This window comes from Paenibacillus sp. MSJ-34 (assembly GCF_018918005.1).
Classification (GTDB): domain Bacteria; phylum Bacillota; class Bacilli; order Paenibacillales; family Paenibacillaceae; genus MSJ-34.
The window spans coordinates 35,137-49,255 of the sequence record NZ_JAHLPR010000011.1; the positions used below are offsets into that span (position 1 = coordinate 35,137).

General features: G+C 51.8%; 17 protein-coding genes. 3 read left to right on the top strand and 14 right to left on the bottom strand.

Features of this window, described 5'->3' with window-relative positions; all coding sequences use genetic code 11:
• Positions 1–5 precede the first annotated feature (5 nt).
• The 3 genes from KQI79_RS07615 to KQI79_RS07625 all read right to left on the bottom strand — a co-directional run bounded on the left by KQI79_RS07615 (position 6) and on the right by KQI79_RS07625 (position 2,596).
• Positions 6–593: a DinB family protein gene (locus tag KQI79_RS07615; RefSeq protein ID WP_216537635.1), complete on the bottom strand. Its 588-nt coding sequence runs from the start codon at positions 591–593 to the stop codon at positions 6–8.
• A 67-nt stretch (positions 594–660) separates the two neighbouring features.
• Positions 661–1,608: a helix-turn-helix transcriptional regulator gene (locus tag KQI79_RS07620; protein WP_216537636.1), complete on the bottom strand. Its 948-nt coding sequence runs from the start codon at positions 1,606–1,608 to the stop codon at positions 661–663.
• A 1-nt stretch (position 1,609) separates the two neighbouring features.
• On the bottom strand, positions 1,610–2,596 hold the full coding sequence (locus KQI79_RS07625) for a helix-turn-helix transcriptional regulator (protein ID WP_253298007.1): 987 nt from the start codon (positions 2,594–2,596) through the stop codon (positions 1,610–1,612).
• An 81-nt stretch (positions 2,597–2,677) separates the two neighbouring features.
• Between KQI79_RS07625 and KQI79_RS07630 the strand changes: the two genes are divergently transcribed.
• Together KQI79_RS07630 and KQI79_RS07635 are read left to right on the top strand one after the other, a co-directional pair.
• Positions 2,678–3,157 (top strand): GyrI-like domain-containing protein, encoded by a 480-nt coding sequence (locus KQI79_RS07630; protein WP_216537637.1) that lies wholly within the window; start codon positions 2,678–2,680, stop codon positions 3,155–3,157.
• 22 nt (positions 3,158–3,179) lie between these two features.
• On the top strand, positions 3,180–3,656 hold the full coding sequence (locus tag KQI79_RS07635) for a GyrI-like domain-containing protein (protein WP_216537638.1): 477 nt from the start codon (positions 3,180–3,182) through the stop codon (positions 3,654–3,656).
• A gap of 76 nt (positions 3,657–3,732) precedes the next feature.
• Here the strand turns inward: KQI79_RS07635 and KQI79_RS07640 are convergent, their stop codons facing one another.
• The 7 genes from KQI79_RS07640 to KQI79_RS07670 all read right to left on the bottom strand — a co-directional run bounded on the left by KQI79_RS07640 (position 3,733) and on the right by KQI79_RS07670 (position 8,635).
• A complete protein-coding gene (locus KQI79_RS07640) occupies positions 3,733–4,056 on the bottom strand; it encodes a type II toxin-antitoxin system PemK/MazF family toxin (RefSeq protein ID WP_216537639.1) in 324 nt (107 codons plus the stop codon).
• Positions 4,057–4,296: an AbrB/MazE/SpoVT family DNA-binding domain-containing protein gene (locus KQI79_RS07645; protein WP_230193309.1), complete on the bottom strand. Its 240-nt coding sequence runs from the start codon at positions 4,294–4,296 to the stop codon at positions 4,057–4,059.
• A 588-nt stretch (positions 4,297–4,884) separates the two neighbouring features.
• Positions 4,885–5,298: a VOC family protein gene (locus KQI79_RS07650; RefSeq protein ID WP_216537641.1), complete on the bottom strand. Its 414-nt coding sequence runs from the start codon at positions 5,296–5,298 to the stop codon at positions 4,885–4,887.
• 54 nt (positions 5,299–5,352) lie between these two features.
• The gene (locus tag KQI79_RS07655) at positions 5,353–5,994 is read right to left on the bottom strand and encodes a GNAT family N-acetyltransferase (protein WP_230193386.1); all 642 of its coding nucleotides are present in this window, start codon (positions 5,992–5,994) and stop codon (positions 5,353–5,355) included.
• A 103-nt stretch (positions 5,995–6,097) separates the two neighbouring features.
• Positions 6,098–6,577 (bottom strand): 23S rRNA (pseudouridine(1915)-N(3))-methyltransferase RlmH, encoded by a 480-nt coding sequence (gene rlmH / locus KQI79_RS07660; RefSeq protein ID WP_216537642.1) that lies wholly within the window; start codon positions 6,575–6,577, stop codon positions 6,098–6,100.
• A gap of 507 nt (positions 6,578–7,084) precedes the next feature.
• A complete protein-coding gene (locus KQI79_RS07665) occupies positions 7,085–7,252 on the bottom strand; it encodes a CxxH/CxxC protein (RefSeq protein ID WP_216537643.1) in 168 nt (55 codons plus the stop codon).
• A gap of 132 nt (positions 7,253–7,384) precedes the next feature.
• Positions 7,385–8,635, bottom strand: coding sequence for a S1C family serine protease (locus KQI79_RS07670; RefSeq protein WP_230192593.1), 1,251 nt, complete (start codon positions 8,633–8,635; stop codon positions 7,385–7,387).
• Positions 8,636–9,182: 547 nt separating this feature from the next.
• On the opposite strand from KQI79_RS07670, the gene KQI79_RS07675 reads away from it, so the two are divergent.
• The gene (locus tag KQI79_RS07675) at positions 9,183–9,389 is read left to right on the top strand and encodes a hypothetical protein (protein ID WP_216537644.1); all 207 of its coding nucleotides are present in this window, start codon (positions 9,183–9,185) and stop codon (positions 9,387–9,389) included.
• On the opposite strand, the gene KQI79_RS07680 is transcribed toward KQI79_RS07675, so the two are convergent.
• The 4 genes from KQI79_RS07680 to walK form a co-directional block, all read right to left on the bottom strand.
• A complete protein-coding gene (locus tag KQI79_RS07680) occupies positions 9,358–10,164 on the bottom strand; it encodes an MBL fold metallo-hydrolase (protein ID WP_216537645.1) in 807 nt (268 codons plus the stop codon). The two genes, KQI79_RS07675 and KQI79_RS07680, sit on opposite strands and share 32 nt — an antisense overlap.
• Before the next feature lie 77 nt (positions 10,165–10,241).
• Complete coding sequence (gene yycI, locus KQI79_RS07685; RefSeq protein ID WP_216537646.1) at positions 10,242–10,970, bottom strand: two-component system regulatory protein YycI; 729 nt, start codon at positions 10,968–10,970, stop codon at positions 10,242–10,244.
• 18 nt (positions 10,971–10,988) lie between these two features.
• Positions 10,989–12,272: a YycH family regulatory protein gene (locus KQI79_RS07690; RefSeq protein WP_216537647.1), complete on the bottom strand. Its 1,284-nt coding sequence runs from the start codon at positions 12,270–12,272 to the stop codon at positions 10,989–10,991.
• Positions 12,269–14,119, bottom strand: coding sequence for a cell wall metabolism sensor histidine kinase WalK (gene walK / locus KQI79_RS07695; RefSeq protein WP_216537648.1), 1,851 nt, complete (start codon positions 14,117–14,119; stop codon positions 12,269–12,271). The genes KQI79_RS07690 and walK overlap by 4 nt, the downstream gene beginning before the upstream one ends.

Sequence of the window (14,119 nt, forward strand, 5' to 3'; positions counted from 1 at the left end):
CGCATTCATCGCTTGTGCGCTTCCCTCCAAGCTTCGTACAGTCGCTTCTTCTGGCGCAAATGGTGGCGATAATGCATCTCGATCAGTTGGAACCATTCCAGCGCGTTCAAACCGCCGAAATGCGGATGGAGAACCGTATTCCGAACGATCTCCTTCCCCGGTTCCAACCGCGCCAGGGACACCGGATCAAACTCCGACGCAATCGCCGGTTCAATCTCAATCATCCGGCGTACCGTTTCCCGCAGCCCGTCGGCGAGTTGTTGCTTGCTTTCCGGTTGCGGCGGCGTGTACTGCGGGGACGGGGGAACGCGGATTCGAACCGGCGGGAAGCTCCCCGTCTGGAACAATTCCTCTCCCTGCTTCGTCTTTCCCGCCCGGGAGACCTCAGGGCTGCCGTTCGGTTCAAGGCACAATGCGGCGTTCCGCAAATGCATAAACTGCGCGGAACGAATTAAATGCATGTACATCTGGCCAAGCGACCATTCGTCTTCCGCCGGCTTCCAAACCAACTGATCAAGACTTGTGCCGTCTAATTCTCGAATATAACCGCTGACCGTCTCCTCGAATTTACGCAACGTCTCTTTCGTATCCATTGCCGAATCCAGCTCCTTTTTCTTTAAGATGAATCCAGCATACAAAAACGCTACTGACAGCTGTTTGTCAGTAGCGTTCAAGCATTTTTTCGATTTCCTCGCGCACCCGTTCGCGCAACGATTCCGGCCCCTGCACACGCACCGCCGCCCCCCAGCCAAGCGTCCATTGAAGGAGATCCTCCACCCGCCGGACGCGGAACGTCGCCAGCCAGCCTTCTTCCCCCGGTTCCAAAGACTCCATATAGAAATTGTCCGATTCCTGAACCCGGTCCACAATGGCGTGGTCGACCAAGATGCGGACGGTCACCTTCCGATCGTCAACAGGCCGGTGATCCTGAAAGCGAAAACCCGGAATGACCCGGAACGAATCTTCCAGAACGGCAAGCTCGTTGATGCGAGACAGCCGAAAGTGCCGGATGTCGTGTCTCAGCCGGCAGAACGCCACAAGCACCCACGCTCCTTGGGAAAAAACGAGTCCGTACGGATCAACCGTTCGTTCGCTATGACGCGTTCCGTCCGAATCCGGCAAGTTTTTAGAGTAGCGGAAATGAACCTTGCGCTTCCGCAGAATCGCACGGCGCAACTGTTCGAACGTCTCTTTTTCCTTCTCTCGCATCTTCGCCCCTTTTTCATTCAGCAACCGGATCGCCGATCGGATCCGTTCGGTCTCCTCGCGTACGTTCTCCGGTAAAATCGCCTCGATCTTCTCCTGCGAACTTCGGGCCTTCGCGCCGTACTCGGCATCCAGCCTCATTTCGACGAAATCCGTCCCAATGAGCAGCGCCACCGCTTCCTCAGCCGTGAAGCTGACGGGAGGAAGAAAATAGCCTTCCATTAAGGAGTAACCTCTCCCCGGAGCACCCGCGATTGGAACACCCGCTTCGCTTAGCGCTTGAACGTCTCGGTAAATCGTGCGGACACTCGTCTCAAACTTGGCAGCCAAATCCTCGGCGCGCAACACGCCTTTACGTTGCAACTCAATGACGATGGCTAACATCCGATCGGTTTTGTTCATATCATCCTCTTCCACTTCTTTGAGGAAATGTTAATTGTGCCAAACGCTCTTCCAATAGATTGCGCAGCTCATCCGGAATCCGCTCAAACTCGACCCCTTTTCCCAAAAACAAAAGCCAATCCGCGTAGTACTCGAGCGCCTCGGCATCGGACACATCCAATTGAACATGAAAGATCCCGCTCGACTGGAACATCCCGGTAAGGGACAAAATAATCCCAGGCGGATGCATGCGCTTAAAGCGCCGAATCCCGGCCGCATCCAGCTTCACAACAAGATTGGACTCCCGGGTACGAACCAGTTTTTTATCCATAATCTCTTGCTCGGTACATTTCATCTTCTGCCCGGAAATGGCGGAATCCCTCAACATCTCCACAGGCAAGTATCGAAACTCGTCCGTATCCAAATCATATACCTCGGCAAGCCACTGCGCGTTTGAGTTGAAAATATGCAGCAAAAAAACGTCCATCAACTGCGGCCAGCCGGGACTTAGCTCATAAGTCAAGCGCAAGTGCCGATCCCGCACGGCAAGCGAAATCAGCTGGTTCAATTCCGGAGGCGCGGCATCATCAAGCTCCAGAAGATTCGGATTCGCCGGATTCGTATTTTCAAAAAGCAGGATACGATTCAGCTCAATCAGTTCGTCTTGCTGGGTTTGCGACGCGATGCCAATCAGTTTTTCCGTGATCGAGCGGCGATTATGCAGATAAGGCAGCTGCGAATTTTTGGACGCGATAAAGCTGATAAAAATCGCCTTCAGCTCATCCGGCGTGAAGCGAACGGCGGGCAAATACCGGTTTTGCAAAACAGAGTAGCCGCCGCCGCGCCCAACTTCCGTCGTCAGCGGAAACCCCATCGCCTGAATCTCATTAATGTCGCGAATCGCCGTCGCGCGGGAAATCTTGAACTCCCGCTGAATCTCGGCAATCGTAAAATGCGCGCGATTATTGATGTAGCGCATGATAAGGTTAATTCGTTCCGTTTTTTTCATGGTACATAAATCGTATCACTTTTTGATACATTTGACCAATAGAATCAGTCTTGTAAATAAAACCGCAAAGGAGCGAACATAGTGACTCACTACTCCATCCAAACCGTCCCGGAAAACTTCAAAATGACGGCTTTCGGTGTTACACTTGAAGACTACAACGATTGGGCAGGCAACGCGGCCAAAACGGCAGCATTAAAAGCGGAAATTACGGAAAACGGCAAGCTAGCCGAACTGCTCGCGCTCGCCGACGGACAATTGTACCAAATCAACCACAGCGTCCGCGGCAAGCCTTGGCGGGGCTTCGGCGTGATGGGCGAGTTTGAACTGGAAGGCACGGTCGTTCTCGATTTCCTCGCCGGCGATTATCTCGTCGTGCCTGGCACAGGCGCTGACAAAGACCGTCTCGCCGATGAAATCACGGGCAAAGTTTTCGGCGGCTTGCTGCAACAAATTACCGACTATAAATACGTGGGTCCGGGCAACTCCACCTTCGTCAAGCCGGCTGAAAATGGCGAGTTTTACGGCGAAATGTGGCTTCGTGTCAAAAAAGTCGCAGGATAATCTCGGATAAAGGAGCGTTTCCATGCCAGATTACACGATCGAACACAAAAAATCATTCACATTGACCGCTTACGGGTTCCCGATACGGTCGAACTTCCAAGACATGTCGGCATTGCTGAAGGAAAAAGCCGAATTTTGGGGCCGACTCAAGGCGGATGGGCGTTTTGACAAGCTCAAAGCCGCCGCGAAAGACGATCGCGAATGGTCGGTCAACGAGGTGTATCAAGGCAAACCGTGGAATTATTTCGCGGTCGAAGCGAGGAAATCGGTGGCTGACGCGACGCGCATCATCGAGTTTCCGGAGAGCGAGTACGTCGTGGTCGCAGGTAACGGGGAGAAAGAAGCTTTGTTTGATCAACTGACTTACCATGCTTTCGGCGAAGTGTTGCCCCGAATCACGGATTATGCATACATCGGCGGTCCAAATGCAACGTTTCGCCAAGATAACGGCGACGGTACGTTCTACGGCGAATTTTGGGTGCCTGTGGTAAAAAAATAAGGATTCGGATGCACAATGCTGGGATTTCGGGCCATCTTTTCGTGAGATGGCCTTTCTTTGCGGGATGGCCTGCCGGCTACAAGAAGGTGTGTATTTTGTCTAAGCATTCATTGACGACTTCATTTGGGGCTTTGCCGACAATGTCAATGCGTCCAGCTCTCCAATCCAGATTTTTGATCTGATCCGTTAAAATGACCCCGTCAAACACCAGCCCTTTGGGGAGCAACACTTCAAACCCCCATCCGCGGACCGTATGCGTGATTGGACAAACCGAGACAAACCCCGTCGTTTCATTAAACTTTTTTGGAGAAAGCACGATTGCAGCTCTTCTGCCAGCTTGTTCGTGACCTGCTTGGGGATTAAAATTTATCCATACGAGATCTCCTCGATCTGCACTCATCTAGAGCAATTCCTTCCCCTCTGCGCCGAAATCCATTTCATCGTGTCGATTTTCCGGTTTGCATTGGGCCAACAATTCTTCCAATGTCGGCTTTTTCTTTTTAGGTATTACGATGAGCGAATGATCGTCGCCCACAATCAAGTCCACTTCCGAACCTTGGCTGACCGCAATCTTTTCCGCGATCCGGCTGGGAATACGAATGCCGAGACTGTTGCCCCATTTTTGTACGGTTGTCGTCATGGAGAGTCCTCCCTCTTTCCGATTCCTTTCAATCATTTTATCACACCCCAACATATATGTATATACCAGTATATACAATAGGGTTGGGAATGATACCTTATCCAAACTTCGATGTCATTTATGATCGATTCACCGTATCCATGGATAGGGTAAACTATGACAATAAGGGACACATCCTAGTTCGGCGAACACCTAGGTTAGTGTCCTTTTTCGGTATGATCCGGATAAGAATGGATAAGCTGATAAAGAATCGTCGACCACCAATCCAATTGTTCCAGTTCTTTGCATAAATGAGTGAAATTCTTCCGACCGTGATTGTCCTTTATGTCTTTATTCAATAGAGGAAAACGTGAGAGAAGAAGAAGTTTCCTTAAAATAATAGGGATTGTCATGGGCGGGCAAGTTTTCCGTAAAAAAGAAATCGAAGTCATCACTCCGAACTTTACATTTATTACGCAACATATACGACATGAACGTCTTGGCATAATCATTAGCAAAGATCCTCAAGTATTTGAGCGCCTCCATTCTTCCCCAACCTCGGGAAGCCTCCTCCGTTCGCGATGCCCTCATCTTCCTATGGGATTCAGCTCAGGACACATAATTTGAAATTTCGATCAGGTTCAGATCCGGATCGCGCACATAGACGGAGCGAATTTTACCCATTGCGCCTGTACGATCTACCGGGCCTTCTTCAATGGAAACATCGCAATTCTCCAAATGCCGAATCACGTCATCTAGCGGCATATTCGTAATAAAACACAAATCTGCCGAGCCCGGGCACGGCGTATTTGCCTTCGGCTCGAATTCGCGTCCGCGCTCGTGCAGATTGATCTTCTGCCGGCCAAACTGCAAAGCGTATCGTCCTCCGCCGAACTGGACGACCTCCATACCAAGCACTTTCCCGTAGAACTCTATCGTACTTTGCAGATTATTAACAGTAAGAACAAGGTGATCAAGACGGTCAATAACAATGCTGGAGGTCGGTGCAGTTCGTTTACGCATGGTATAAAACGCCCCTTTTCCAAGGTATGGTAAAATAACAGCAAAGACATCACACTAAAATTGTTCTATAGAAGAACTACTCACAGCCTCCAAAAAGAACTTCGGAGCTCTAACCACTTTCAGCGATTGAAAATCTTTACTTGGCATAACTGATTGCAAGATCGGAAGACACTCATTCAAATCATTCGTTCTCGTGCCAATCACCGGATCGCTCAACAATGAAAATCCAAAATCAGCATACAGTTTGATAGCTCGGTAACTCGATGGCTGCGTATGTAGAAACACCGGATAATCACAAGCCGACAGACTTTGCATGACATAAGAAAGCAATGCTCTACCGATTCCTAATCCTTCATATTGTTTTAATACCTTGAACCAATGAATCGTCGTGATTTTCTCATAAGCTCTCCAAGCGAAGCATGTTCCAATTGGTCGGTCTTGCGAATCACATACGAACAGACATTTATCAAAAAACAATTCTTTCTTATCCGCATATACATTTTGAAAGTAGGTCGACATGAATCCCCGATACTTTTCAGCCTCTGTCGGATCATCAAACGGAAAGTCCATCCAAATGCCGAGTTCATCTTCTCGACACTTGCGAATGTGAAGACCTTGCGGGAGACTTCGAACTGCGGCACGATTCAACACGGAACACATCATAAACAAGTTTTTATCCGGTATTCCTTCCGACAAAGAACTCACCTCATTTCAAACATGAAAGACTGCCATTTTCAAGCACCATTACGAGGAATTAATACCGATGCTTCGACACTTACTGCGACCCTCCGCTTTACCACTAGCGATGATACGGTTCACCGCGGTTGATCTTCACCGCGCGGTAGATTTGTTCGGCCAGGATGAGCCGCATCAGTTGATGCGGATAGGTCATGCGGCCGAACGACAGGCGCTGCTGCGCGCGGCGCAGCACGTCATCGGACAGTCCGTTGGACCCGCCGATGACGAAGACGACATGGCTCGTACCGTAGGTACCGAGCTTGTCCAATTGCGCGGCCAACTCCTCGCTCGACCAGAGTTGGCCGTCGATCGCGAGGGCGATGACATGCGCATCGCCCTTGATATGCGCGAGCAGCTTGGCGCCCTCGCGCTCCCGCACCTGAGCGAGCTCCGCATCGCTCAGGTTCTCCGGCGCCTTCTCATCAGGCACCTCGATGATTTGCAGCTTCAAATACGGGGCAAGCCTTTTCGCGTATTCCGCGATCCCCTGCACCAAATATTTTTCCTTCAATTTGCCTACGCCGATAATTTGTACCAACATTATTGTCTCTCCCTGCCACTCCGGATCTGTTGTCGGCCGGAAGGAAACGCAACAACTAAGCTCCATCCGGCAATTCTGTCCAGTGCCATCCTATTCCAAAGCTTTTCCGGTCCGGCCCTCATTCATAATAAGGACCAATAATTCCTTATTTACGCCCCATTTTACCTTATTTCCGGCCATTCGTCCCTCTAAAACGCAAAAGTGGGAACCAACATACCCTAATATGGAATTTACATTCGCTATTAGAGCACATTCGTTCCCAAGATCTGCATCATAAGCCGTTTTCACCGTAAATGAAGGACTTTCAAGGTTCAAATAAGGCCTTTTCGTTCCATCACCAAAGACTCGGCAGCTCCGGGTCCGCCGACCCGCATCGGGGCGGCAGTCGCAACCTACAAACTCCCCCGCCGACGAGTCCGTACCGCACGAATCTCCCCGCGCATGGCGCTACATGGCGAGGTCGATTCGACCCGCATGCCGCAAACAGAACACATCAACCCTCAGCCCCTACACCACCAAAAACTCCGCTTTCTCGCCGCATTCCACACAGGTGGCCGGAGGATCCCAGTCCGAAAATTCCGTTTCCTTCAAATCCACAATATCCGGCGCATCCTCGAACTCTTCGACAAAGCGGTCGATCGCCCGTTCCACATGATTTTTGCAAACTACGTACATCCAAGTCCCTCTTTCCCTGTCGTAAACATGTCTCATCCGCTGCTATCATCACTATTATATCTTAGCAATAGCACAATCATCTTTACTTCGGAGGCGAAACGGTCATCAGCCCGCCGCACGCCCCCCGCTCCGCTATTCCTCGGGCTTATCGCCAAGCGCGACCGTCACCGTATACATCTTCCCGGCGCGGTAATACGTCACCTCGATCGGCTCGCCTACCCGCTTGCTTCCGTACAAATATTTACGCAGCTCAAGCGTGCTCCCGATCTCCTTGTCGTCCAGCCGGACGATGACATCGTTCAGCTTGAGTCCCGCCTTCTTCGAAGGGCCGACCGCCTCCAGCACGATCACTCCGTCTTTGACGCCGGCAGGCAGCTTCAAGCTTTTGCGCATATCGTCCTCGATCGGAGCGTACGGATTGTTCAAATCGATCGTGTACACGCCGATATACGGGCGTATGACCCGCCCCTCGCGAATGAGCGAGTTGGCAATGTCCATCACCGAATTGATCGGCAAGGCGAATCCGATTCCTTCGACCCCGATATCCGCGATTTTCATCGCGTTAATGCCGATGACGCGTCCCTCCAGATCGATCAACGCCCCGCCGCTGTTGCCCTCATTGATGGCCGCGTCGATCTGGATCACCTCTTGCTCCCAATCGTACACGCCGTCTCCGTTCAACGAGATCGGAACAATCTGCAGCGTCTTGCTAATGATGCCGGACGACAACGACTCGCCCAGCCCCAGCGGGTTGCCGATCGCGATCACCGTTTCCCCCATGCGAAGCTTCGCCGAATCGCCGATTTCCGCCACCGTATCGATGCCTTGGTCGTCGATTTCCAGTACGGCGATATCGCTAATTCGATCCTTCCCGACCACTTTGGCCGGTTTGCGCGTGCCGTCAATCAAAGACACTTCCAATTCATCGGCCTCGTCAATCACATGATAGTTCGTCACGATCAACGCTTTGCCGCGGTCTTTCTGAATAATAATGCCCGATCCCAAGCCGGCGTCGGCCATCAGGCCGCTTCGCATTCCCTTTTGTTTATTCACGATGCTGACGACGGCGGGGCGCACCTTCTCCGACGCAAGCGGAATCCGGTCGTACGGATCGATGACAGGCTGATGTTGCGGCGGCGCCGTGATCATCGCCGCGGCGGGCACCGGCGCGGGCTCCGGACTGCGGACATCCGCGATCCAGCTGTACAACAGCACGGCCGCAATGGCGCTGCAAACCGAACTGAACACGGATATTTGCCATGTCGACCAGCGTCTGCGGCTCCGGCCGTGAAACATGCTCCGTTCCCGACGTGACCCTCGTTTGCGCCATCCGATCCGGCGCGGCAATTTCGGTGAATAAAAATCGTCGTCAAACAAGCTCACTCGGGTCATCTCCCCTCGATGCGCTGCGCATCACTGCTTCTCTTACATAAATCATATTCTTTTATCCCCAAAAAGGAAGAATGTTTTGTCCTGCAACTGCCTACAATAAATAATAATACGTGTTCAAAAAGTCGGCTTTTCAGCACCGAGAAGGTTGCGAGAACCCGAAGAAGGAGGAGCGCAGTGTAGGCAAAACCTACATGAGAACCTCAAATGTTTCCGGAGGAAACATACTTCGTAAGCATTTGCTCTTCGAGGGTGAACGCAAGATTCGAAGTCGAATCTGCCAACAGTCACGCTTCGTGATCAAAAGTTGACTTTTTGAACAACCTCTAATAGACAAACTTAGGTTCTTGCGATTAAGCTCTCATAAATCTTTAAGCAATCGCCGTTCGATTTATGCCATATCGGCGAATCAAATTTATCCCGGCGCTTGTCCTCGCATTCTATTCATTCTCACCCTTTCATCATACCACAAAAATGAGAGCATAAAATTGTTAATATGTACATGCCGTACCGCGCACAAAATTCCAAGGAGGGGTTTAGGATGTCCCGTATGTTCTCGCCCATGGAGCAAGTTGACCTTGTTGCCAAGCTGGCCGATCTGAAAGAAGAGCATTACCGCAATACGCTCGCCTTAAGCACGCTCATCGAACTGCTTGTGGAGAAGCAAATATTGACCCGCAGCGAAATCGAAGAGAAAGCGGCGGAACTCGATCAATTTATTTCTCGCTCACCTTATCCCATGGCGTAGGCCGGTCATAATACGTATCTCTTAGCTGCAATTCGCTATCTTTAAAAAAGTACCCGTTGCTCTCCATGACATCGCGCACCGTCATCTTGGCTAAATCCATCATATTATGCTCCCGGCTTAAATGCGCGAGATAGACGCGGCGCGTGTTGCCTGTCGCCAATTCGCACAACGCTTCGCCCGCCGTTTCGTTGGACAAATGCCCCAAATCGCCTAAAATCCGCCGCTTAATATTCCAAGGATATTTGCCCATGCGCAGCATTTCGATGTCATGATTCGCTTCCAACACGAGTACGTCGGAATCTTCAATCGCCTGCTTCACTTTCTCGCTAACATAGCCGAGATCTGTCGCCAAGCTTAATTTCTCGTCCCCGTCGTAGAAACAATACCCGACAGGCTCGGCGGCATCATGCGAGATACCGTACGATTCCACGCGAAGCGTGCCGAAATCGAGCGCTTCGCCCGTATTCATGACGATGCGCTTCTCCTCGGCAATTTCTCCAATATGTTTGTTTAACGCTTCCCAAGTCGCTTCATTCGCATAGACCGGCAAATCGTACTTTCTCGCCAGAGCGCCCAATCCTTTAATATGGTCGGAATGTTCGTGCGTGACGAGAATGCCGTCGAGCTCTTCCCCGGACACGCCCCGCTCCTGCAACAATTCGTCCACGCGTTTTGCGCTTAAACCGGCATCCACCAATAACCTTGCGTCTTCATTCTCAACGACCGTCGCGTTCCCCGTCGAACCGCTGGACAAAACCGTAAATCGTAAACCCATATGTCCATTTCCCCTTCTCTTGTATGCGAAAGCGCACCAACCACTGTAATCATTTCCCAAATCCCGCTTAAGGATCGTTACGATTGCGGATGGTACACTTCCGCGCTAATCGCATTGACGAAATAAATATCTCCGTTCTCCAGCATGACCCGCCAGGACGGCGCCGTCACCAGCGTCTCATTATACACTTGGCCGTGATAGCCGAGTTGAATATCTTTCACGATGGCGCCTTGCGGCAAATATTTTTCGATCAGGCGGCCGAGCGCCGTCGTAGCCGGCAGCACCTTTTGCTCCTTATCGTCTTCGGAAACGAGCATCTCCACATGACTTTCCCGGTACGCCACAATTTTCTGATTCGCATAGAACAGCTCCATCTGCACTTCGAACATCGGCCACTTGCGATCAAGCAGCAGATTCAGGACGAAAGCTTCGTCCGACGCAATCAGCGGATCGTACTTATAATTTTCAATGCCTGGAATTTGATCTTCAAGCGCCTTGCGCAGTTCCTTCTCGGTAAAGATCACTTTACTGTCAACAGGCTCTTCCAGCTTCACCGTCTTCCCGAACGGTTCGGGATCGACGAATCGCACCGTCACTTCGCGCATAACCGGCGTGTCGGACGGAATTTTGGCCGGCACCTGAATACGCTTCTGCTCCATGACGGCCTTCGTCTCTTCCGGCAACGAAGTCCAGTCCAGGTTGGAGTTCCACTGTTCCCGCACATCGAGCCAAAGCTGATACCCGAGCACCAGATTCAGAAGCAAGAAGGCAAATATCAACACACTCTTCGCGCGACTCCAATCCATGGGCAACCTCCTAACATACTACCTCAATATATCCGTCGTACCGTCCTTGAGCTTAACCGCCCATACCGGAATCAGGCTCATGCTCTCCTCGGCAAGCACAGGCCGATAAGCCGGAAATACGGCCTCGATGCCGTAAGACGAATTTTTCCGGTATTGTTCGATCATCGCCTCGAGCTCCGGACCTCCCGGCAATGTTCGGATCGACTTGCTCTCCGCTCTGTCTTCGACATGAATCAGCGAACGCTCATAACCGGAGACGACGCTCTGCTGCATCACGAGCCGGATATGCCCGAACCGGAAATCATCCGATGAGATAATCGGATAGGCTCCGTAATATTGTTGGAACATCACTTCGCTGCCTTCCGCCGGATGCTGCGGAATCGCCAGACGGTACGTCCCGTTCCAGCCGCCGTGCTGATTGACGAACTGGACCGCCGACAGCACGTTGTCGCTCAAATCGTTCTTATTGTCCGCCCGGGCGATCGGGTCGGAGAAGATCATCCATTTCTGATCCTGTTTCACCTGCAAACTCCGTTTGCCGTCCGTAAAGATTTCCGAACCGTCCTTTTCCTGAATCATGCGCGTCGTGCTCGGATCGAGAAACAGGTTGCGCTGCATTTGCTCCGACGTAAACGTTTGGTACGGCAGCGTCGCCTGCACCATTTCGATCGGCTCGTCAGGCAAATAGATTTTGCCGTCGGCGGAGTGATACGGCATCCAGCCTTCGCCGAAGACGAGATGCTGCTTCACGTCCTGCACCGTCAAGTCGGCTCGCGTCGCTTCGTACACGATATCCCCTTTGGCGCTGAAGAACAAGGATCGCACATCCTCGTTGTCGCCGGACGTATAGATCCAGATCCGGTCGACGACTTCCTCCGCAAACGTCGTATCCGCCTGAATTTGCATCACGCGCTGCAGCAGCGCGATCGGCACGCCTTGGGAGAACCGCAGTTCGATCCCTTGGTTCTCATTGCGCACCCGGTTCCAATCCATCATATTGTACGGATGGCGTTGAAACCCGTCGAATTTGCGCCCTTGCAGCCGTTTATAAATTTCTTTATAGAAGACCAGGTCCGGCGAGAATAACGTATGCTTCCCTTCTCCCAAATGCAGTATCATTTGATCCGGGAAAATCAAGTTCTCCACTTTCTCTTCCGGGCCCATCTCCTCCGTTTTGACATAATTGCTCTCCGTCTTCTGGATGGGTTCGAAGTACGGCATGCTATAGGAAAGGAAATAGCTCTGCACCAAGCTTAAGACGACCAATGCCGCCAGCAGAACGGATTTCATTTTCTCTATCAACTTGCCTCACTCCCTTCCGTCTCCGTCACGATCGTGAACGTGACCTTGGTGCCTGCGTTCAATTCCGATTCGAGGGTAATCGTGCCTCCATGCGCCTTCACAATTTCCCGGGCAATGGAAAGTCCTAGTCCGGTACCGCCCATACTGCGCGACCGCGCCTTGTCGACACGGTAGAAGCGGTCGAATATCCGGTCCAGATCTTTTTTCGGAATGCCGATGCCTGTATCTTTAACGGAAAAAGCGATTTTATCGCTGCCTGATTTGCGCGCTTCAATTTCGATCCTGCCGCCGTCCGGCGTATATTTCAACGCATTCGACACCAGATTGTCCAACACTTGATCGATTTGGTCGCGATCCAGCACGACCGTATCGATTCCTTTCTCGATCAGAATGGTCGGCCGAATCCGCTTCTGCTGCATTTGAAACGAGAAGCGGTCCGCCACCTCTTCCAGCATTTCCACGATGCGGGTCGGCTGTTTGCGCATAATGGCCTGCTTGGAGTCGAAACGCGACAGATGCAGCAAATCGGTCACAAGCCGGATCATCCGCTCCGATTCGCTCTGCACGACCCCGACGAAACGGTTCGCAAGCTGAGGCTCTTCCAACGCTCCGTCGCTTAACGCTTCGACATAACTTCGAATCGTCGTCAGCGGCGTCCGCAATTCATGCGACACATTCGCCACAAATTCCCGGCGCGATTCCTCCAGCTTCTCCTGCTCGGTTACGTCCTGCAGAACGGCGATCGTCCCCGTTATCCCTTGATCCCGCCGGTGAATCGGCGAGAACGTGACGCGCACGATGATCGGTTCCTCCGTACTGTCGAGCGCAATCGGCAGCAGCGTAGAGCGATGCGAATCCTTCATCAGCGAGTCGACCGTTTGCTTCGAAATGCCGAGCAGCGTCGAAATATCTTTGCCGTGCAGCGTAATATCGTCGGTGCGCAGCATTTCCTTCGCGCGCCGGTTCATAACGATAATATTGCCGAGCTCGTCGGTCGCCAGCACGCCGTCGCTCATATTGGTCAGAACCGATTCCAGCTTCTCCTTCTCTTCCTCGTTCTGCGACAAGGCGTCCCTGAGCCGCTGCGTCATATAGTTGAAAGCCTCGCTCAATTGGCCGATCTCGTCGTTGCCGAGCACGGGCACGCGCTGGTCGAACCTTCCTTCCGCCACGGCGGTGGCATGCTTCGTAATTTCCTTGATCGGACTGGTGATCGTATGGGCCAGGATAACGCCGAGCGACGCGGTTAATCCAAGCGCAATCAGGGTGCCGGATACGAATATATTGTTAATCCGGTCGATCGTATCGTACAGTTCCTTCATCGACGCGGCGATATAGACCGCCCCGATCACTTTGCTATTGCTTGGGTTGTTGCTGATGACCGGTTTGGCGATAATTTTCTTCCGAACCCGGTTCTCGTCGATCATTTCATCCTCGTTGTCCCGAATGCCTTGGAGAGCGCGGCTGACGACCGTTTGCGTATTTTTACGCCCAATATACGCATGATGCGACTGGAGCGACGTCGTAAGCACCTTTCCGCTCGCGTCCAAAATTTGAATTTCCCCGTCGTTGATCGAGAACAGGTCGCGTACGACCGTATTCAAATCGTCGATCGACAACGTTTGCTCGTTCGTTCCCTCTTCCGGCTTGACATTGATATAATTAACCGCAATGCCCGACAACATCTCCGCTTTTCCCTTTAAGTCCCTGGTGAAATTGCTCGTCAGCGAGGTTTTCATCACACTCACGAAATAAACCCCGATTAACTGCATCGCAATTAATATGAGCAGGACGTAAATGATGATGAGTTTCGCTTGAATCGTACGGAAAAAACGAAACAATTTCAT

Bases quoted from the DNA above. Each gene is read 5' to 3' on its own strand.
- KQI79_RS07615 (WP_216537635.1), bottom strand. From the start codon at position 593: ATGGATACGAAAGAGACGTTGCGTAAATTCGAGGAGACGGTCAGCGGT.
- KQI79_RS07640 (WP_216537639.1), bottom strand. From the start codon at position 4,056: ATGAGTGCAGATCGAGGAGATCTCGTATGGATAAATTTTAATCCCCAA.
- KQI79_RS07665 (WP_216537643.1), bottom strand. From the start codon at position 7,252: ATGTACGTAGTTTGCAAAAATCATGTGGAACGGGCGATCGACCGCTTT.
- KQI79_RS07620 (WP_216537636.1), bottom strand. From the start codon at position 1,608: ATGAACAAAACCGATCGGATGTTAGCCATCGTCATTGAGTTGCAACGT.
- rlmH (WP_216537642.1), bottom strand. From the start codon at position 6,577: ATGTTGGTACAAATTATCGGCGTAGGCAAATTGAAGGAAAAATATTTG.
- KQI79_RS07635 (WP_216537638.1), top strand. From the start codon at position 3,180: ATGCCAGATTACACGATCGAACACAAAAAATCATTCACATTGACCGCT.
- KQI79_RS07645 (WP_230193309.1), bottom strand. From the start codon at position 4,296: ATGACGACAACCGTACAAAAATGGGGCAACAGTCTCGGCATTCGTATT.
- KQI79_RS07680 (WP_216537645.1), bottom strand. From the start codon at position 10,164: ATGGGTTTACGATTTACGGTTTTGTCCAGCGGTTCGACGGGGAACGCG.
- walK (WP_216537648.1), bottom strand. From the start codon at position 14,119: ATGAAATTGTTTCGTTTTTTCCGTACGATTCAAGCGAAACTCATCATC.
- KQI79_RS07625 (WP_253298007.1), bottom strand. From the start codon at position 2,596: ATGAAAAAAACGGAACGAATTAACCTTATCATGCGCTACATCAATAAT.
- yycI (WP_216537646.1), bottom strand. From the start codon at position 10,970: ATGGATTGGAGTCGCGCGAAGAGTGTGTTGATATTTGCCTTCTTGCTT.
- KQI79_RS07650 (WP_216537641.1), bottom strand. From the start codon at position 5,298: ATGCGTAAACGAACTGCACCGACCTCCAGCATTGTTATTGACCGTCTT.
- KQI79_RS07675 (WP_216537644.1), top strand. From the start codon at position 9,183: ATGTCCCGTATGTTCTCGCCCATGGAGCAAGTTGACCTTGTTGCCAAG.